The organism is Amycolatopsis sp. NPDC034160 (assembly GCF_055575355.1).
Window position 1 is genome coordinate 74524 of the sequence record NZ_JBVISU010000032.1, and the last position, 18974, is coordinate 93497.

Annotated in this window: 26 protein-coding genes; 25 read left to right on the plus strand and 1 reads right to left on the minus strand. The window is 67.8% G+C overall.

The features are described 5' to 3' along the window. Positions 1-236: 236 nt before the first annotated feature. From ACZ54P_RS38055 to ACZ54P_RS38120, 14 genes are all read left to right on the plus strand, one after another. Positions 237-716 (plus strand): hypothetical protein, encoded by a 480-nt coding sequence (locus tag ACZ54P_RS38055; RefSeq protein WP_465466469.1) that lies wholly within the window; start codon positions 237-239, stop codon positions 714-716. Then, a complete protein-coding gene (locus tag ACZ54P_RS38060) occupies positions 713-1585 on the plus strand; it encodes a deazapurine DNA modification protein DpdA family protein (protein WP_465466470.1) in 873 nt (290 codons plus the stop codon). Before ACZ54P_RS38055 ends, ACZ54P_RS38060 begins: the two co-directional genes overlap by 4 nt. After that, complete coding sequence (locus ACZ54P_RS38065) at positions 1582-2349, plus strand: zinc finger domain-containing protein (RefSeq protein ID WP_465466471.1); 768 nt, start codon at positions 1582-1584, stop codon at positions 2347-2349. The genes ACZ54P_RS38060 and ACZ54P_RS38065 overlap by 4 nt, the downstream gene beginning before the upstream one ends. Then, positions 2346-2753 (plus strand): hypothetical protein, encoded by a 408-nt coding sequence (locus tag ACZ54P_RS38070; protein ID WP_465466472.1) that lies wholly within the window; start codon positions 2346-2348, stop codon positions 2751-2753. The genes ACZ54P_RS38065 and ACZ54P_RS38070 overlap by 4 nt, the downstream gene beginning before the upstream one ends. Then, positions 2750-3127, plus strand: coding sequence for a hypothetical protein (locus tag ACZ54P_RS38075; RefSeq protein WP_465466473.1), 378 nt, complete (start codon positions 2750-2752; stop codon positions 3125-3127). The genes ACZ54P_RS38070 and ACZ54P_RS38075 overlap by 4 nt, the downstream gene beginning before the upstream one ends. Continuing rightward, a complete protein-coding gene (locus ACZ54P_RS38080; protein ID WP_465466474.1) occupies positions 3124-3624 on the plus strand; it encodes a hypothetical protein in 501 nt (166 codons plus the stop codon). The genes ACZ54P_RS38075 and ACZ54P_RS38080 overlap by 4 nt, the downstream gene beginning before the upstream one ends. Next, entirely contained in the window at positions 3624-3860 is a 237-nt protein-coding gene (locus tag ACZ54P_RS38085; RefSeq protein ID WP_465466475.1) for a hypothetical protein, read from the plus strand. The genes ACZ54P_RS38080 and ACZ54P_RS38085 overlap by 1 nt, the downstream gene beginning before the upstream one ends. 494 nt (positions 3861-4354) lie before the next feature. Then, a complete protein-coding gene (locus ACZ54P_RS38090) occupies positions 4355-5692 on the plus strand; it encodes a hypothetical protein (RefSeq protein WP_465466476.1) in 1338 nt (445 codons plus the stop codon). Further along, positions 5689-6066, plus strand: a complete 378-nt coding sequence (locus ACZ54P_RS38095; protein ID WP_465466477.1) for a hypothetical protein — start codon at positions 5689-5691, stop codon at positions 6064-6066. The genes ACZ54P_RS38090 and ACZ54P_RS38095 overlap by 4 nt, the downstream gene beginning before the upstream one ends. A 915-nt stretch (positions 6067-6981) precedes the next feature. Continuing rightward, complete coding sequence (locus ACZ54P_RS38100) at positions 6982-7806, plus strand: hypothetical protein (RefSeq protein WP_465466478.1); 825 nt, start codon at positions 6982-6984, stop codon at positions 7804-7806. After that, the gene (locus tag ACZ54P_RS38105) at positions 7800-8363 is read left to right on the plus strand and encodes a hypothetical protein (protein WP_465466479.1); all 564 of its coding nucleotides are present in this window, start codon (positions 7800-7802) and stop codon (positions 8361-8363) included. Before ACZ54P_RS38100 ends, ACZ54P_RS38105 begins: the two co-directional genes overlap by 7 nt. Positions 8364-8384: 21 nt before the next feature. Then, positions 8385-8774 carry a hypothetical protein gene (locus tag ACZ54P_RS38110; protein ID WP_465466480.1) on the plus strand — a complete coding sequence of 130 codons (390 nt, stop codon included), beginning with the start codon at positions 8385-8387 and terminating at the stop codon, positions 8772-8774. After that, the gene (locus ACZ54P_RS38115) at positions 8771-9217 is read left to right on the plus strand and encodes a hypothetical protein (protein WP_465466481.1); all 447 of its coding nucleotides are present in this window, start codon (positions 8771-8773) and stop codon (positions 9215-9217) included. The genes ACZ54P_RS38110 and ACZ54P_RS38115 overlap by 4 nt, the downstream gene beginning before the upstream one ends. Then, positions 9214-9744: a hypothetical protein gene (locus tag ACZ54P_RS38120; RefSeq protein WP_465466482.1), complete on the plus strand. Its 531-nt coding sequence runs from the start codon at positions 9214-9216 to the stop codon at positions 9742-9744. The genes ACZ54P_RS38115 and ACZ54P_RS38120 overlap by 4 nt, the downstream gene beginning before the upstream one ends. Positions 9745-9801: 57 nt before the next feature. Here the strand turns inward: ACZ54P_RS38120 and ACZ54P_RS38125 are convergent, their stop codons facing one another. Further along, complete coding sequence (locus ACZ54P_RS38125) at positions 9802-10629, minus strand: hypothetical protein (RefSeq protein ID WP_465466483.1); 828 nt, start codon at positions 10627-10629, stop codon at positions 9802-9804. Between the two features lie 303 nt (positions 10630-10932). Here ACZ54P_RS38125 and ACZ54P_RS38130 point away from each other — a divergent pair, with 303 nt between their 5' ends. From ACZ54P_RS38130 to ACZ54P_RS38180, 11 genes are all read left to right on the plus strand, one after another. Continuing rightward, positions 10933-11310 (plus strand): helix-turn-helix domain-containing protein, encoded by a 378-nt coding sequence (locus ACZ54P_RS38130; RefSeq protein WP_465466484.1) that lies wholly within the window; start codon positions 10933-10935, stop codon positions 11308-11310. Positions 11311-11397: 87 nt separating this feature from the next. Beyond that, positions 11398-12660 (plus strand): DUF6248 family natural product biosynthesis protein, encoded by a 1263-nt coding sequence (locus ACZ54P_RS38135; RefSeq protein WP_465466485.1) that lies wholly within the window; start codon positions 11398-11400, stop codon positions 12658-12660. A 70-nt stretch (positions 12661-12730) separates the two neighbouring features. Beyond that, entirely contained in the window at positions 12731-13420 is a 690-nt protein-coding gene (locus ACZ54P_RS38140) for a hypothetical protein (protein ID WP_465466486.1), read from the plus strand. A gap of 99 nt (positions 13421-13519) precedes the next feature. Beyond that, the gene (locus tag ACZ54P_RS38145) at positions 13520-14083 is read left to right on the plus strand and encodes a hypothetical protein (protein WP_465466487.1); all 564 of its coding nucleotides are present in this window, start codon (positions 13520-13522) and stop codon (positions 14081-14083) included. Positions 14084-14223: 140 nt separating this feature from the next. Next, complete coding sequence (locus ACZ54P_RS38150; protein ID WP_465466488.1) at positions 14224-14565, plus strand: hypothetical protein; 342 nt, start codon at positions 14224-14226, stop codon at positions 14563-14565. Positions 14566-14667: 102 nt separating this feature from the next. After that, positions 14668-15171, plus strand: coding sequence for a hypothetical protein (locus ACZ54P_RS38155; protein WP_465466489.1), 504 nt, complete (start codon positions 14668-14670; stop codon positions 15169-15171). Between the two features lie 22 nt (positions 15172-15193). Beyond that, complete coding sequence (locus ACZ54P_RS38160; RefSeq protein ID WP_465466490.1) at positions 15194-15517, plus strand: hypothetical protein; 324 nt, start codon at positions 15194-15196, stop codon at positions 15515-15517. A 135-nt stretch (positions 15518-15652) separates the two neighbouring features. Beyond that, positions 15653-15997, plus strand: coding sequence for a hypothetical protein (locus tag ACZ54P_RS38165; protein ID WP_465466491.1), 345 nt, complete (start codon positions 15653-15655; stop codon positions 15995-15997). A 33-nt stretch (positions 15998-16030) separates the two neighbouring features. Continuing rightward, complete coding sequence (locus ACZ54P_RS38170; RefSeq protein ID WP_465466492.1) at positions 16031-17437, plus strand: DUF3560 domain-containing protein; 1407 nt, start codon at positions 16031-16033, stop codon at positions 17435-17437. 37 nt (positions 17438-17474) lie between these two features. Further along, complete coding sequence (locus ACZ54P_RS38175) at positions 17475-17903, plus strand: hypothetical protein (RefSeq protein ID WP_465466493.1); 429 nt, start codon at positions 17475-17477, stop codon at positions 17901-17903. A gap of 218 nt (positions 17904-18121) precedes the next feature. Further along, positions 18122-18868 carry a hypothetical protein gene (locus tag ACZ54P_RS38180; RefSeq protein WP_465466494.1) on the plus strand — a complete coding sequence of 249 codons (747 nt, stop codon included), beginning with the start codon at positions 18122-18124 and terminating at the stop codon, positions 18866-18868. Positions 18869-18974 lie beyond the last annotated feature (106 nt).

Consider the following 18974-nt stretch of genomic DNA (forward strand, 5'->3'; position numbering starts at 1 on the left):
CGGCGAGTCCTTCCTTGATCGCGGGGACCTCGTCCTCTTGCGCTTTCTGGATCCTCGCCAGCCGCGTTCGAGCAGCCCGTCGTCGGGCTTCGGCGTCGCTCGCGTCCGCGGGGAATCGTTCGTCTTGCACGCGCGCATCATGCCAGAAACCTTGGCGCGAATCAGACTGGAAAATGCCAAAAAATTTGGCATAAAACCCTGGCCATCTGACCTACCTCTATGCCAAGTTTTTTGGCATGAAATCGTCGCTTTTGGGCGGGGCGGACGAGGAAGCTCCGGCACTGTGGGAGCTCTCCGAACTTCCCGCGATCACCACACCTTCCGACCGACCAGTCACCCGTTCCGCGTGGCCGCACTACCGTGCGCTCCACTTCATCGGCGCCGGGCATCTCGTGCTCAAGGTCAACGTCTTCACCGGCCGCGCCGACCTCAACGACCCCCACTGCGACCTGGCCGACACCCGCAAACGCGCTGACCGGCTCAAGGACTTCTTCCACCTGCCGGAGGAGCGCGCCGCCCGCGAATTCGCCGCGAACAAGAAGTACGTCGTCTTCGCCCCAGTGCGGAAGCACCGTTTCGGGAGGGTGTGGCTCAAGGGCAAACAGCTCCAGCTCACCCCGGCCGGGAAGGAGCTGCTGACCCGATGGTCCCGGCTCCAGGACCCCGCCAAGGCTTTCGACGACCGGATCGACGCGTACCTGGCGGCGAGACGGTGAACGTCGAGACCGACTTCTTCCTGGGTATCTCCGAGCCCCGGCACCTCGTCGCACCTGTGCCGGTGTGCATCGCCCACCAGCGGCTCCAGCGCACCACCTGGTGGGTGCGCCGCGACCGTGGTCTCCCGCCGTACATGGTCGACTCCGGGGCCTACGGTGCGCTCGACGCCATCAAGGACGGCACGCCCCGCTCCGAGCTGGAGGAACACGGGTACTGGCGCACCGACCCGCGCGACTACGTCCTGGCCGTCGCCGAGTACCACCACTGGATCGGGCCGCCGGTCATGGTCGGCATCCAGGACTGGATGTGCGAGGACCACATCCTCGCCAAGACCGGCTTGACCATCGGCGAGCACCAGGACCGCTCCACCGAGAACTACCTCGAGCTGACCTCCCGCTGGAATCAGCACTTCCGCACGGTCGGCGATTCGAAGTTCATCCCGACGCTTCAGGGTGGCACGCCGCGCGACTACGTCGCCCACATCGGGAAGTACCGCCGCGCCGGTGTCGACCTGCTTGCCGGGCCGGTCGGTGTCGGCTCCCTCTGCCGCCGCCAGGCCACCAGCGAAATCGTCGCGATCCTCCGAGCCATCACCGCGGCCGTGCCCGGCATCCGCCTGCACGGCTACGGGGTCAAAACGCTCGGCATCCGCCGCGTCGGCCATCTCCTCGCCACGTCCGACAGCGAATCGTGGTCGGTCGACGCCCGCCACAGCGCCCCGCTGCCGGCCTGCGTCGGCACACACAAGAAGTGCACCTCGTGTCTTGACTACGCCCTGGAGTGGCGGGGGCGTCTGATCCACTCCCTCCGCTCGCCGGAGCCCGCCGGGGGCCAGCTGGACCTGTTCGGGGAGGGGAACGCGGCGTGAGCACCATCGACGGCATCCGCTGGTCCCCGTCCGGCCCGGTCCGCGACACCACGCGGGACAACCCGCGCTCCCGACGCTGCCCAACCTGTGGCGCCGCCCCGCTCGAAGCCTGCTTCCGGATGCGCCCCGGCGGCCGCCAGGTCCTCGCCGACTACCACGACGCTCGCAAGCAGCCGCCCGCCGATCAGCCGGCGGCCAAGCCGGACCCGGCCGCCGCCGGGCGCCGGATCGCTGCCCTCGGCCGTCTCGAAGCCGCTATCCGCGCCGCCCACCAGCGGTACGCCCTGTTCGATCTCGGCCAGCGTGCCTATCAGGCATGGGCCGCCGGGGACGTCGTGCCGTACCGCATCACCCAGGCCCTCGACCTGCGCGGCCTCGACGGGCCCGGCGTCGACGAGGCCTGCGGCGTCACCGAACCCCAGGTGGACATGTGGGAAGCCGGGCAGCTGTACCCGACGTGGGAATCGCTGGTCCTGCTCGCCGAGCTGACCGGGTTCCCTCCCGAGTTCTTCACCCTCGCCTGCGACCGGCCGCCGCTACGCGCGGCCGACACGTCGCTCGTCCACCACATCCGCCAGCTGCCGCCCGACGTCGACCCGGGTCCTGGAGTTCCTGCCCTCCGCGGTCGCCGCCGTCGTCCCCGCCCGGGAGGTCCCGTGATCACCGACCTGACGCGCTACGTGCGCCGCTGTCTCTACGCCCTGCTCAACGGCCGCGCGACTAGTCGCGACCGCCACCTCTACCAGCGAAGGAACCGCCGATGACCGCGCCAGCCGAAGCCACGCTCGTCGACCTGATCGCACGCGCGGTGACCGACGACGACCAGATCATGGGGACGATCGAAGACTTCGTCGGCCAACGCCTGCGAGCACTGGCCAAGCTCGAAGGCATCCGGCAGGACGAACCCGACCCGGCCAAGAGCATCCTCGACGAGGCCATTGCCCAGACCGCCGAAGTCATCGCCCGCAAACTCCTCGACCACGGCATCTACCTGATGCCGGGCGGATTCAGGCCGGGTGAGCGAGTCACGATCGGCCCCACCGCCCTGCTCGGCGGCGAGATCCTGCCGCACGTCGACGTGCGCGTGCAGCTCGACGACGGCCAAAAGCCGCTGCACCTCCCACCCTCGGCGCTCACCCTCGACCACGACCAGGCGACGACCGCGTGATCCCCGGCAAAGCCTCCACGCACCGCGTCCTCGGCGACGTCTTCACCGCGTGCACCGCGCAAGACCGCGCGGCTGCTGCCGCCGGCCTCGGCCCGCTCCCGGACGGCACCGGACGCCCCCGCGACCAGCACGCCGCGACGAAGGCCGCCGAACTCGTCGCCGCCGACACCGCCCGAGGACAGCTCACGCACCGCGCCGTCCTCATGCAGCACGTCACCGCCGCCTTCGCCGAGCTCGACCCGACACGGCTGCGCGAGCACCTGATCGGGCTCAGCGCCGCAGCCGCGCGATGGGCGCTCGCCCTCGACGAACGACAGGCCGGGCCACGGCTCGCCGCAGGTCCCGAGCCGACGTTGTTCCCGGAGACGCCGTGACGGAGTTCGAGCGGTACCTGCGCCGCGCCGCCGACTACCACGACGCCCACCCTGACCAGCGCGAAGGACAGGCAGCGTTCAACCAGCTCCTTCGCGAACGCCGCGATCTCGCCGCGGAGATCCACGGCACTGACCTGGACCCGTTCGACGACAGCGAACGCGTCCCCGTCTTCCTCGACCACCTCGCCACCCGCATGACCCGCCCCGTGTACCTCGACCCGGAAGGCCCCCTGATGAGCACCTGGCACACCGGTGACGCCGAGCCAGGCCCGGACGTCACCGTCCTGATCGACACCAAGCCGTCGAAGACGCCCTACCTCGCCCGACACCAGAACGGCTGGCTCTGGACCGATGGCCTGCGCTACCTCAACCGCGAGTCGAAACCGAGCGAACGAACCCCGCTTGCCTGGCGTTTCGCCATCTCGGCCGACGACGGCGTGCCGTGCGAGGTGCGAGAGCTGACCGATGTCGAGCGCGAGCACTGGGAGACCACCTGATGCTGACCGCGGCTGAACTGCGGGCCCGCGCCAGCTACGGCCTCGCGGTGCTGCTTGGCGTCCGCCGGCTGCAAGTCCGGGCCGCGCGGCGCCGCGCGGCCAAGCTCGATGAGATCGCCGACCGGCTCGACGAGCTGGGGATGAACGGCCGCGCGCAGATGCTGCGCGCCCAGGCCGCCCGGAACCGGGAACACTGGGGCCAGGAGGTACCGCGCCCGCCTGCGGATAGCTGCTAAAGTACGGGCTGCGCGACGGCACACCTGTACCCACAGGAGTCGCGCGAACGGGGCCACGGCCCGGGTTTTCCTGCGTGAACAGTTGGTTGCGCTAGGCGGCGAGAGGTACCAGCTCTTGCGCTAGCACGATGAGGGCGGGGGATCAGCCCGCCTTCATCGAGAAAACTGAAGAACAGCCCTGCATCCAGTGACAGGCAGGCGGTTAGAGCCAGTGGACGAGAGTCGTGACCTCTCCCACTAGCGTCGCCAGCGATGAGGGCGGGACGCAACCCCGCCCTCATCGGGCGAAACCCCAAATTCCCACATTAGGCCCGAGACACATTCTGTCTCGGGCCTTATTCATTGAGATCAGACGGCAAATAATGCTTATTGACACCTGATCACTATTTCGAATAGCGTTTCGGCATCCCCAAAACAATCCGTTCATAAAGCGCGCTTTCATCCAACACTGGAAGCGCGCCAGGGGACCGTCATGTCAGAAACGAGGAAAAGAAATGACCGCAACACTCGACGCCCCGGGCAGCACACCGACCGGCGCCGGGACCTCGCTCGACAAGGCAACCGCCGAGCTGGAGCGCCTGCTCAAGATGGTTCCGACCGAGACGCCGACCGGCGCGGTGCCGTGGCCGATGGTCCTGGTCGAGGGCGAGGAAAAGGCCGGGAAGTCCTGGCTCCTCGCCGAATTCACTGGCAGTGAAAAGGTTGGCCGCGCGTTCTGGCTCGAATTCGGTTTCGAGGGCACCGCCCAGCAGTACGGCGCTGTTCCTGGCGCGAAGTACCAGGTCGTGAACTTCGTGAACCTCGCCGACTTCATGGAGAAGCTGGCGTGGCTGCGCCACGTCGGGAAAGCGGCTCTCGCTGCCGGGGAGAGGCCCATCCTCGTGTGCATCGACTCCATGTCGGGGGAGTGGAAAGCTCTCGGCGCGCTGGCGAAGTGGCGGGCCAGGCAGTCGCGGAAGAACCGCGCGATCCTGCGGCAGGATCCGAACGCGGAGATCAACCCCGGCCCCGCTTACTGGAACCCGGTGATCGACAAGCACTACGAGATCCTGAACCTGCTCGCCGCGATCCCCGGCATCGTCGTCTACACCGCGCGCGGCCGCGACGTCTCGGCGATCGGGGATGACGGCAACCCCACCGGTGACAAGGTGTGGTCCACGCAGGCACAAAAGGACCTGTCGTTTGACTCGACGGCGGTCCTCCGCGTCCGGCGCGGCACGCGCGGCCGCCGCGCGAAGGTGGAGGTCGTTGGCTGCCGCAGCGTGTTCGCGGGCATCCAGTCCGAGGACGAGGCCGTGGAGCCGCCAATGGGCCGCAACCCCCTGGAGTGGCTCATTTTCGACTACATGAAGTGCGACCCCGACAAGGCGTACTGCCGCGAGGTCCGCCGCGACGGCGCGGACGAGGACCGCGAGGAGGAAAGCCGCCGCCTGGCCGAGCGCGACGCCCGAGCCCAAGGCGACGCGCGGCCGCCGCAGTACCGCCAGGCGCCTCAGCAGCGCACCCAACGGCCCCCGGCCGCGCCGAACTCGACGGACACCAAAGGGGTGCCCGTCGAGCAGATGACCGGCGAGCAGCTGCTCGTGGCCATCAAGACGGGCCTGGAGTACCTGGAGGTCAGGGACCGGGAGAACCAGCTCCGGGTGTTGTCGAACATCCTTCAGTGCCCGGTGGAAGACCCGAACCTGCTGACCATCGAGGACCGGCGCACAAGTCTCGTGTCGCTGCGCAACTACGGCGCATTGGACAAGGAACAGCGCCAGGACGCGATCGCGCTCGCGATCGAGCAGGCCATGCAGGACGAGGCCCGCGCCGAGGAAGACGCGTCGTGAAGAACAGCAAGTGGTCATGGCCGGTGCCCGCCGCCCCCGCGCGGCGGGCACCGGCCCCCGCCGGGCCGAGGCCGGCGAGGACCGAACAGGACACCGCCCCGTGGTCGACGTTCGCCATGTCCGAAGAGGACGCACTGCGAGCCGGGCTGAAACCCGCCGTACGCAACGGAACCCCCGCAGGCCACGCCAGGTGGCTGATCTCGAACGAGCCGACCGCGAAGGTGGTGGAGGAGTGGGAAAGCACCAGACGCTACCTGGAGCGCACCGCGGACGGCGGGGTGCCCAGCTGGGAACGCGAGGCGATGGCGGAGTTCTTCGCCGCGCTGGACGACTACGTGGCCCCACGCGGCGGCTACCACGCCTTCCCGACGTGAGGCTGCGGCCGTCCGCCGAGGCCCCAAACATGCAATTGCACGGTAAATCCGCAATGGCGAACACTATTTATCGCCGGACGGCCCTTTGTTGTTACTGTGACTTATCCGGGGCTAGTGCAAAAGTCGCAACGCGCGTACGGATTCAACCCGGCTTGACGCGAGGTGATCGATCCGGCACCGAAGGTGATCAAGCTCGGAGGGTGTGCGTCCGGTCACTGTGGACAGTCCAAGGCCCTTCCTACCTGCGGTTACCCTTACCTGACTTACCCAGCGGTAGTGACCCGTTGTCGCTGGTGAGTGCTAGCGACGCTATGCGCGTTACAGGTTTCAGGCTGGAAATTGTCAGAAAAAGCCATCACCCGAATGGCGGCTGCGACTCATTTCCGGAGACCACAGTGTTACGGCCCTGTTATTGGTTGCGGACCTTTACTAACATAGGTTTCGTTGAGAACTCAATGTCTCGGGTCTACAGGCGGAGCCCCGGAGTGGATCAGCACAATCCACTCCGAGGCCGAGACGGCGAAAGCCGTCTCACCGCCCCTATGGCCCGTTCCGACACAGACGAGCACCAGGGGGGCCAGCGTGGATCGTACCCACGACACGGCAAAGCGAAGCCGATACGAGCGTCACATCTCCGGCATCTCGCCGTAGAGATCCGACGATCGTCGCACCGCCCGCCGCGCTGCGGGCGCCTTAACCCCGCCTAGGGGCCACTTCCCACCCACGACGTCCCGACGTCAACACGGTCATTCCTGCGAACCCACGGGTTCGGACCGTGTGCCGTCGCGCGCCGAAGGGTTCTCCCGGCACAGCCCGAGCCGCCGCATACCCGCGCGTCCTCCCTGCTGTCCGGACCACCTCCCACGCCTGGCGTTCCTGCACGCCCGCGCGCGGACTCACAACCGGAGCACCATCTTGTTCGACACGCACGACCCCGACGCCGAGATGGCCATCCGCCACGGACGCGGATTCCCATACACAACGGTCGGTCAGTGGGTCCTCCTCGCTGATCTCCCCTCCCAGTCGAAGACGCTCTACAGCCTGCTGCGGATGCACGTCAACGGGCAGCGCGGCGACAACACCGCGTGGCCCACGCAGGCCACGCTCGCCGGCCTGATGAGGCTCAAGAAGCCGACCGACGTCGGGAAGTACACGCGCCCGCTCGTGGAGCTCGGCGCGGTGGAGATCGAGGAGGTCCGATGGGGCCCGAACCGCATGTACAAGCGGCTGATCTACACCGTTCACGAGGCCCCGCCCGGGAACTTCGGCGGCCACATCACCCTGACCAGCTTCTACGGCGCAAAGGTGCAGGTCAGTCCGAACATCCCTTCTGAGGGAGGTCCGGTAGTCCCGTCCAAGGGACGTCCGGTCACCCGCTCCAAGGGACGTCCGGACCTCCCTCAGAAGGGAGATCAACAACCTGAATCCTCAACAACCAGAAGAGAAGAACAAGCCGAATCGAAGGAAGGCGCTGCCGCGCCGCTTCCGGTCCTCGGTCGCTCCGCTCCCTGCGGTCCGGGTCGGCTTGCCCTCGACAACCCTGCTCACCGAATCAGTGGCCAGCTCGAAACACACGTCGGCGAGGTAACTCACCACACGCGCGCCCACGCGCGTGAGATGCCACCAGTGCCGCGCCCCAGAATCGTCCAGGACGTCACACAGCTCCCCGAAGCCCTCCACCCCGACGACGACCGCCCGTTCGCGCAGGCGGCCAATCAGGCGGGAGTAACGACGTGCTGAACGAGCCCGCCTGGGAGCCCGCCGACGCGGAGAAGACCTACCGCACTCCCACCATCGGCGACACCATCGCCTACGACCGGCGCGCCTGGATCGTCCAGGCCGTCGACGCCGTCCCGCGCGAACAATGGACCACGCCCGACCGCTTCATGCGCGAGACCCGCGGCCGCGGCGCGACCCCGAGTCTCGTCACCATCCGGCCAGCGACAGGAACCGGCCACACCATGCGCCTGCGCACATGGTCCGGAGTTGTCGCCTGGTGGATCTACCCCACCGGCCACTACCCGGTGTGCGGCTGCTGCCACGAGCCGGTGCCCTGCCGCGTCCAGGAGACCAGCCGGGCCGCCGAACTGGCCTTCGCCCGCGCCCTGCGCTTCTCCGAATCCGGCCGCTGCCCCGAATGTGGCGGCGAGGTCACCGCGAACCAACGGCCGATCCGGTTCACCGAGAACAGGATCTGGCCACTCGGCCCCGCCCCGGTCTTCCACGGCCACCGCAAGATCTGTCGCGCGGCCGCCGAACGCTACGCCAGCGAATCCAACACCACCACCAGCCACTAAGCCCCGAAGGGAACACGAGCGATGATCGCCCCAGCAGCACCTGGGACGGCCGACGCCGCCGCCGTCACCGGAAACCGCCACCTCGACAAAGTCCTCCCGCACGTCCAACAGGTCATCGACCTCGTGCACCGTGGAGACGTCGACGGCATCGGGCTCGCGCTGGCCGACGCAGACCGCGTCCTACGCCGAGCCCTCAAGAACGACCGCACCCCGGCCCCGACCGGGATCGAACTCGGCACCCGCGCCGTGCTCACCGTCCTCGCCGGCCTCGTCCTCGAAGACCGCTCGCCCACCGACCTGCTCGGCTGGCTCCAGGACCCCGTCGAGTACGAACGCCTCGTCGCCAACGGCGTCGATGCCGGAATCGCCCGCACCCTGTGCTCCCAGAAGAGAGCGGGGGCAGCCGCGTGACCATCCCGATGTTCGACCCCGAACCCCAGCCTGTGCTCGACGAGTTCGCCGTCACCCTCGCCTGCGAAGGCATCATCGCCTTCAGCCGCCTGCTACCCGACGAACAACGGGAGGTCCTGCGTCGGCTGGCCGCGACCGGTCGGCACGCCGTCGAGATCGTCGACCAGACCGGCGTCAGCAAACGCACCGTCGAACGCGTCCGTGCCGAACTGCGCCGCGAAGCCCCGGCAGTCGTCGCCATCCCCACGCAGCGGAAGGAGCACATCCCCGAGCAACAGCTCGAACTGCTCCACGCCCTCGCGGCGACCCCGCTCACGGCAGCCGTCGTCGCCGAGCGGACCGGCGTCAGCCCGCGCACCGTCGAACGCGTCCGTGCCGAACTGCGCCGCGAAGCGTCCGTGACCACGCTCCGCGTACCGAGCCGCTGGCAGGTGGCCGCATGAGCGTCCCGAACCTCGGCACGGTCTACGAGATCGACGTGCCGCTTGTCCTGCCGCCACAGCCGAAACGGCGAGGCGGCAAGGCCGTCAACCGAACCAGGCCGCCGCGGCTGTGCCCGTACAACCTGAACTGGCGCATCCACTGGTCCAAGCACGCCGAGCACAAACGCGTCATCGCCGAGGCCGTGACCTGGAGAGCACGAGCTGCGCGGATTCCGAGAACCCATCACCTCACCGTGCAACTGCACTGGGCACCAGGGGACAACACCAGCGCCGACACCGACAACCTCGCCGCCTCCGCGAAACCGGCCTACGACGCGCTCGCTCGCCCCGCCCGCCGGGCGAAAAGTGCCGACTGGATCGGGTTGCAGCTGGTGCCCGACGACAGCCCGGAGTACATGACCAAGCTCGCCCCGGTCATCCACCGTGGACCGCAGCACACCCGCCGGCTGTGGCTCACCGTCCAAATCGGATGCGTCTGCTGCTCTGGCGGGGACCACCAGCTCGAGCAAGACCGACCAGGGGAGTGAACGACGAAGGGCCCCGCCTCCCGATACGGGGGCGGGGCCCTTCGTCGTTGCCAGCGGTTACCTCCCGGCCAGCCTCTCCACGATCTCCTGGCGGTAGACGACGCGCCGCGTGTCGCCGTCTCCATCGGTGACGGGGCGGCCGACCAGCTCGCCGCGCTCGTGCATGGCCGCGACCGACTTGGGGTTGACTCCCAGGATCTCGGCCGCCTGAGTCCCCGTCAGCAGGGCGGGGAGTCGACCGTCGTCAGCTGGAGCGTGGAGATCTTGCGCGCCACGCTGGAGCAGTGTTGCCTCGCGGAAGACCAGCAGCTTCCGCTGCGCCCCGTCCGTTGTTGTCGGCGTCGCACCGGGAATCCGGCCGTAGTGGAACCAGGTCATCACGTCCTGCGCGTTGATCCCGAGAACCCCGGCCGCGCCTTCCCGGGTCAACAACCCGGCCAGCTTCTTGTCCTCGACAGGTTCGCCCGCGCCGACCTGCTCGCCATGCGGACCCGGAGTGAGCTCGTCGACGTCGAGACTTTCGATCAGCGCCCGTCGGAACAGGACGAACCCTCCGAGCTGCACACCGGGGAGCTTCCCGCTCCGGTACAGCCGGTCGACCGCCGTCGTCGAACGCTCCCAGCGTTCCGCCACCCACGCTGTGGTCACCAGCTCCGGAATCCGGCCGTCTGGCTTCGGCTTGTTCGGCCGTGGGTTCTCCCTCAGCCGGTTGAGCGTCGACTCACGGAACACGGTGAGGCGGTCGCCGACCCTGCGGCCCGGCAGCAGGCCAGCGAGGTACTGGTACTTCACCGTGGTCTGCGCGACGCCCGCCGCGGCCGCGAGCCCTTGCAGGGTCCACAGCTCCGGCAGCGCGGTGTCAATCGCGCGGTCATCCTGTGCCATAATCCGTCCCACTCCTCTCGTGGATCCGCTAGTTCACATTTATGTGGCTGGTCCTTCAATGCGTTGCTGACACGACTGCGTTGAGGCCCGGAGGAGCGGGGCCCGTCACTTCGGTGACGGGCCCCACCTTTTTGCCTAAAACCTGCGAAAACCTAGCCTGTCGTGTTGCTGGCAGCAAGGACGATACTACGGGCTGCGCGCCGCGGCGAGCCCGAGACTCCTTCGCGTGGCGGGGCCTGCCCGTAGCTTTCGGCCAGGTGTCGCCGCGAATGACGCGGCGACCTGCACGAGCAGGGGTACAGGATGAGCACTCGGTTCGACGCGGACAGCTTCCACGCCGCGCTCGACACGGTCCGACTCGCTCGTCGCATGACCTGGCTCGACGTCGCCCGCGCCACCGGAGTTTCCGCCGCCATGCTCAGCCGCATGAAGCACGGCGCCGCCCCGGCCGCCGATGGCCTCGCCGCGCTCTGTCGATGGGCCCGGCTCGACGTCGCCGACTTCCTCGCTGGCGCCGAACTCGTCGACGAGCCCAGTCAGGACCCCATCACCGTCGCCATGCTCGCGATCGGCCAGGACCGCTCACTCAATCGGTCCGCACGAACCGCGCTCACCACCGTGTTGTTGACGACGTATCAGCAGCTGCTCGCGATGACGGCGGCCGCGAAGACTGACGCCTAGGCGGCAGAGGTTCGCTCCCGTGGACATTTGACCATCGGCGGGATGACAGTTAGTGTCCTTTGTGTCAGCAACGCATAGGGAGATCCCATGACTGTCACGGCACTACCGCAGATGTCCGAAGAGGATGCCACCTGGATCCGCGAGACCGTCTGGCCCGCGAAACTCCGGCAGCAGTTCGACGCGTCCATGAAAAAGGGGAGAGACCCCCGAATCTGCGACTGCCAGCTCGACGTCACCTATCCCTGCAAGGCTGGGAACCATCACCTGTGCACCGCGACGTCCACCTACGACTACCCCGAAGCGTGGATCTGCCGATCGGACGGCGTCACCGGCGCCAAGCTCCCCGACTTCGGCCTCTTCTACGACGCATGGACCGGCGAGGCCCGCTACTCACAGCTCGTCCCGGTCTGGCTCGCCGACCGCGTCTGCAAACGGGATTGCCAGTGCGATTGCGGCAAGCACCACACCGGCCAAGCGAAGGATGACCGCTCCAGCACCACTGTCTACAAGGGGCGGGCGGTCACCGTCCGCGAGGTCTTCACCTACGCCCAGCCCTGCGAAACGCAGGTGAAGATCAACGGCGTCCGTGTCGCGTCCGCCATCGGCCAGCTGTTCTTCTATCTCTCCACCTGGATCTGCGGTGTCATCGACCGGATCGACGACACGCTCGACCTCAGCCAGCTGCCGGAACACTGGAAACCGCTGCGCGACAGCGAACGCATGAAGCACATCCCGACGATCCCGCCGCCGGCCTGGCTCCCCAGGGGGCCGAACGTCGGCGACGTCGTACAGCACCCCGATCACGGCCGCTGCGAAGTCCTGTGGGCCCACGACCACACCGAAGGCCGACGCCTCGACCTGCACGTCATCGACGACCACTTCCGGGAGACGAAGCTCCGGCCGACGCACCTCGCGCCCGCCGTCCCGGCCGCCGACGTCACCGTGCTCATCCCGGCCCGCCAGCCGTTGCCGCCGATGCCGGAAGAGTCCGCGGCCTGGATCCGCGACACCGTATGGACGAAAAAGATGCGGGCCACCCACCGCAACACCCCGAAGTACTTCTCAAGCTGCGATTGCCAGTACGGCCCGACCGGACACTGCTCCTCGGGATTCCATGCCGACTGCCAGTTCTCCGACCCCGACCATGCGCCAAGGCGCGGCGGCGAAACGTGGATCGCGAGACGGGATGGGTCGGCCATCTCCGACGCGGAGGTGTGGCTCGCGGACCGGACCTGTGTCTGGCGCTGCCCCTGCACGTGCGGGCACCAGGCGCCGCCAAAACCCCGTGGCAAGTTCCGGGACTGGGGAGCCGTAGAACCGCAACCGGAACAGCTCTCACTGTTCGGATAGGCCGCTTGACCAGGCCAAACGTAACCATTAGGGTCCTTTCTGTCAGCAACGCAAACCGAAGTGAGGACCCATGCGCACCACCGAACTCATGCTCCGTGTCCAAGCGCGTCGCGCAATCGCCGAAGGCCGCCACGTCGATGCCGCCGCAGCCGCGGCCAAAGCCGTCCGGGTCGCGGCCGCCGCTGGCGACCGCAAGCGCACCAACTTCCACCCCACCCCGCCCGGCCTCGCCGCCGAGCTCGCGGACGAGCTCGGCGCCCTGGTCACGGCGGACGGCCCGCTGCTGCTCGAACCGTCCGCCGGTAACGGCAACCTCGTGCGGGCCCTGCACGCCGAGTTCGCGAACCGCAACTACTACCTCACCGCGATCGAGCCCGAGCACGGCCTGGCCGACCACATCGAACCGCACTACCGCCAGGACGTCCGGCGCATGACCTTCGAGGACTACGGCCCCCACGTATACGACCACTGCGATTCGCTCGCAGAGTTCGACGGCGTGCTGATGAACCCGCCGTTCAGCGTGTACGGCAACCGCACCATCTGGATCGACCACGTGCTCAAGGCGTGGGACCTGCTCGCACACGGTGGCTCTCTCGTCGCCGTCGTGCCGAACGGCTTCACATACCGCCAGGACGGCAAGCACCGCGAGATCCGCGCGCTCATCGAGGAGCACGGCGGCCACCGCGCGCTCCCGGCCGACGCGTTCGACACCTCCGGCGCCTCAGTGCTCACTCGTGCCATCTGGGCCACCAAGCCGTAGAGCGAACCAGGAACCACGGGCGTCAACACAGTGGTTGACTCCCGTGGTTCCCTCCCGTAAAGTCCTGCCTGTCAGCAACGCAAACAGGAGGAAATTCCCATGTCTGTCACGATTAAACCTGTCACCATGCGGCAAAGTGGTCTGGTCCGTCATCGCCTCCGGAACGCCGGCCTGCCGGTCCGGAAAATCCAGTCCCAGACCAGCGAGGCCACCCTCGTCACCACGATCGCCGCGCCCCGCACCGCGAACGCCGCCCGCTACGAGGACGTCCTGCTCGACCTGCCCCGCCTGGACAAGCGCGTCGACGGCAGGCGCCGCATCACCGTCGAGTACACCGAGCACTACCTGCTCCTCACGGTTTCCTCCCGGCTCGCCGGTGCGACCATCCCCGCCCTGAAGGCCATCCGGGGAGACGATCAGCCGCGGATCCCGCTCGACCTCGTCCAGCCCGGAGACGTCATCCAACTGCCTGGCGTCTGGGTCGGCCAGAACGGGAAGTCCTGGGTGCGGGGCTGGAGCCCCATCGGCCTCGTGCAGAACCTCAACGTCGTGCGCGGCCGCTGGCGGATCTCGTGGATGCACGGCCCCGCCGAGCTCGTCGACCACGCCGCCCTGCCCTACGGAGCCCGCCTCATCTCCCGCACCCGCTACAGCATCGGCTGATCCAGGCCGACGCACCCCGAGACCGGTCCCCGCGCCACTTCCCCGGCGCGGGGACCGCCTCGTGTCAACACGTAGGTTGACACCCGCAGGTAATTCAATTAGAGTACTTCATGTCAGCAACGCAAACGTGAAGGAAACCCATGAGTGCCAACGACATCCTTGCGGCAACAGTAGAGCGTCCCGCCATCTTTCCGGATGACGTCGATCGGTGGCGCGAGCTCGTAGCTCTCGCCGAGATGCGTCGCGAAGGCTACGCGGCGGCGTTGAGCGTGTCGCCGATCCGCCTCGATGGTTCCGTCGACACGATCGATGAGAATCAGTGGTTTACGGGATGGCTTGCCCGTTACGACCTGCCGATCTTCGCAACGCGCGCCGATGCGGAGGAGTGGGCCCGCCGCAGGTTGTCCGGATATGAGGACCGCAGCTTCGTGGTGCGCCGCGTGATCCGTGGTGCGCGCACTCCGCTTGTCGTGGGTCAGTAGTCCGCAGTCCATAAGGGACGCCCGTCAACTATATGGTTGACGGACGTCCCTTATTCATTTACAGTCCTTACTGTCAGCAACGCAAGCAGTGAGGACAGCGAGATGTTTCTCTACGTCGTGCCCACCGATCCAATGCTTCGCAACTTCATCGGGCCACTCGATACCGCCCTGGTGAACGAAGCCACCATCCGCGAATACGCCAAGGAATACGAGCGGCAGAAAAAGCCGTGCCTCGTCATCCCCGGCCGCCCCGGCATCCCCAAGGGCTCCACCCTCGATGCCTTCAAAGGTTTCCCGGCCACGATCTACCGCGCCCCGCGAACCCACGAGACCGGCCGCCGCCTCATCCGGCACCGCGAGGTTGTCATCACCGGCGACGCCATGCCGCGCGGGCTCCGCGTCAAGATCCCCACCCTGGGAAAGCCGCCCGTCGTCCTCGCCAGTGTCCGCCAGCAGCTGCACGCCCTGCCCGCGGAAGTGCCGGGAGACGACTACGGGCCCTACCGCTTCGGCGACGCCTTCCTGTGGTCAGGCCATCCGGGCTGGCGTCACCTCGTCGGCCATACCCGGCCTATCCCGCTGCACGACTACACCGAACCCGCCTGATCACCCACGGAGGCAGCAGACCATGCAGCACACCAAGCGGCCCGGCCTCGTATCCATCAGGACCGTCGAAGGCGACATTGTCGAGATCCCTGCCGACACCACGGTCCGGATCACCTATGACCGCAACGTCATCGAGACTCACACGGCGTTCGTCCCGATCGGTGACCTGATCCGGGACGGATTCGCCACGGGCGAGCCATTCGACTTCGCCGACGAGAACCCGGCCCAGGACGGCCCCGAGTCGCTCGCGACCTTCATCAACAAGCTGCCGGTCTCCAGCGTGGAAGACCAGAGGTGGGGCGACATCGGCCGCGTCACCTTCCAACGGCCAGACCTCGACGACTGATCAACCGCCATCCAGCGACGCCGGACCCAAGGGGTCCGGCGTCGTCGCACTTCAGGGGTCAACAACGCGGTTGACACCTGATCAAGTGGTTCGATAGTGTCCTTTATGTCAGCAACGCAAAGCGGAAGGAATGTCGTGGACGACATGACGAAAACCCTCGAACTCGCCCAAGAAGCCGAGGCATGGAACCTCAACGAGCAGTGGGACCTGTGCATCGCAGGCGGAACCGCGTTCTTCCTCGGCATCGCGCCGAGCACATACGACCACCCCTACTACGGGGCCACCTGCAACTACTGCCACACCCCGGTCGACACGCACCGCGAATTCGCCTACCGCCAGCGCGGCCGCCTCCTCGGCCTCACCGACTACCACCGCGTGGTCCTGACGAAGAACGGCGCGGCGGTTCGCGGGTTCTACCTCGGCGAGGACCGCGCCCGCCGCTACGCCGACCTCATCCGCGCCAAGCGCGCCACCCGCTGACCCCGCCCGAGAACTCGCGCCAGGAGACCCGAGATGACCACCAGTACGCAGAACCTCGAACCAGGCAAGGTCCACCCCGGCGAGGCCACCGCGCTGTTCGACCTGATCCTCACCGACCAGGCCGACGACCGAGGGCGGTTCGGCATCAGTGTCCAGCCCATCGAGCTGGAGCCCGCCCCATGCAGCCCGCCGCCGTCCCCGCTCGACATCGACGCCGCCCGGAACGCTCCCGTCGAGCAGCCCGTCGACGAACCCCCGGTCGAGAGGTCCGCTCCCGGTGAGCCTGAGGCCGGCGAGCCCTCCGAGTCCGCGGCTGAGCCGGAGCTGACCGCCGAGCAGGCAATCGAGCAGACCGATATCCAGATCGAGCACACCCCCGAGGGCGGAACCCTGCTGTTCGGGTCGGTCAAGGGAGACGGCAGCTGGGACGCCATGGTCAAGGCCGGGTACCGGTGGCGCGGCGCCCGCAAGGGATCCGGCCTGCCGTCCGGAACCCTGTACATCCCGCAGTCCCGCGACCGGCCCGCCAAGCGCTACATGATCAACGGCTCGGCGAAGGCCCTCCGCGAAGCCGGTTTCACCGTGTGGGTGTCCATCAACGACACACCGCGCGACCACGCCCAGGCCGTCGAGGACAAACGCGAGCGCCTGGAACAGCGCGTCGACCGGCTCGAAGACCTCACCGAACGGCGACTGTCCAAGGCAGACGCCTACCGGGCCGCGCACGATCAGATCTCCGAGCGGTTCGCGTTCGGACAGCCCAAGCTGGTCGACCACTATTCCTACAAGCGTGCTTGCAAGGACGAGGAGCGGATGCACTCCGCGCAGCGCAAGGAAATCGAGTTCCTGGACAAGGCTGAGCGGTCTGCCACCTCGGCCGCCATCACGCAGGCGAACCTCGACCGCGAGCACGAGCACCCCGCGAAGATCACGCGGAAGATCGAAAAGCTCGAATCCGAGCTGCGGAAAGCTCGCCGCGACCTCGACGGCTGGACGCAGCGGCACCTGGGCGCGGACGGCCAGACGGTCTACATGATCAGCGAGCACAAGCCCGCCTCAGGCAGGCATCGCGAAACCCTCCTCGCCAGGATCCCGTACCTCGAAGAGGAGCTGGCCTACGACCGGAAGCGCCTGGAGGCGGCGAAGGCCTCCGGGAAGTTCACCCTCGTCGACCCGGCCGAGATGACCAAGGGGCGCATGGTCGGCTCCCGGCGAGGCTGGAACCCCGTGGTCCGCGTGAACAAGAAGACCGTGACCGTCCGGGACCAGCACGGCTGGACCGCGACGATCCCGTTTGCGGAGATCAAAAAGGTCCGGGACGCCGAACCGCACGAGGTCGAGAAGTGGGCGCAGATCGAGGCCGACCACGCGAAGTTCGTCGCCGACCACAAGGCCAAGGAGAAAGAGCGTGCCGAGCGGTACGCGGCCGCCGCGAAGTAGCCCGTCCCCTGCCCGCACTCCCAAGAACGGACCAGCCATGAAGACCAAACGTGCCGCCGAAGCCCGCGCCGCGATCACCTCAGCGGCCGCCGCCCTGAACGACCTGATCACCCGCATCCACCCCGAAGACGGTTGTCTCCCGGTACCCCCGATCACCGTGCCCGCCGACCAGGCCAGCCTGGACGCCGAGCGCGAGGCGATCGCCCTGAACCTGTTCGAGGGGCTAGGCCACCACCGTGCCCAGCGGTGGATCACCATCCGCATGACGTGCAGCCACCTCGACAGCGACACGCTGGATGACCTCTATGAGCAGGTCTACCGGTGGTACCAGCTGCTCAACGCCGCCTACGAACACGTCGAGGTGCGCTCACCCATCCGCCGCCTCCACGAACTCGCGGACGTCAAGGCCAGGTTCGACGCGGGGATCAAGGCTGAGGTCACCGGGCTCAGGCCCGAGATCAGATGAGAACGTGCCGCCCTCGCCCCGGTGTGGCGAGGGCGGCGCCCTGATGGCCCGCTCGCCGGCCTTCAGCCCGCGCCCGGCCCTGCGCGCCGGAGCAGCGGAAGACCCGGCCTCGGCCGAACAGAACCCCGAAAAATCGGTGTCAACCAATGTGTTGACACTAGTCGGATGGCCCACTAGTGTCCTTTATGTCAGCAACGCAAACGGAGCAGGGAGCCACGATGCACACCACCGTCACCGTCGAGTTCGTCCGCGACGACATGGGCGACTACACTGCGCAGACCGAGGCCGGGGATTTCTACCTCACCCGCGACGGTCGCGATTGGACGGTCGAGCTCGACGGCGAACCGTGGAACACCTTCATCAGCCGTATCGGCGCCCAGGAGGCCATCGCCGAGCTCGTCGCCACCGTCGTGGCCGAGACCGCGACCACCCCCGAGGCCGCTGAGGGCGCCGCGAAGGTGTGGGAGTTCGCGACCACCGTGGAGGCCTACGACACCTCGCAGTGCAACGACGCGATCGAGGACGGCGCGGTCCTGGTCGTCGAGTCCGAACGGGTCGTCGGCATCCTCTTCCAGGCCTGGCCTGCCGCGATCACCACCGCTTACGGCGCGTTCCACGGCTGGTTCACCGCCGAAGAGTTTGCCGCCCTGGATGAGGAGCGCGGCGAACCCCTCTACGCCGCGTCGTACGCCGTCGCCCTGCGGGAGGCCGAGAAGCGCGGCTACGCCGTCGCCACCGTGCCGATGTTCCCCGAGGGGGAGCCCGCCGCCGAGGTCGAGGAGATCGTTCCGGACGTCGCCCCCGCCGTCGAGGAATCCGCCGTGCCTGCCGCCGAGCTGGGGACCGCGCCGGAGCTGGTGCCCGCCACCGATGGTGGCCTGTTCGGGTTCGCGTTCACCGAGGGCACTCCCGAAACCGGCTTTGGATTCACCGCGACCGCCCCCGAAGCGCTCGCCCTGTTCTGACCGGCCCTGACCGGCCGGAGCGGGAGCTGACCCCGCCCGGCCGGTCACTCCACCCCGGACACCCCGAAGGCCGCCGAGCCGCCGAACAGGACCGAATCCACAACCC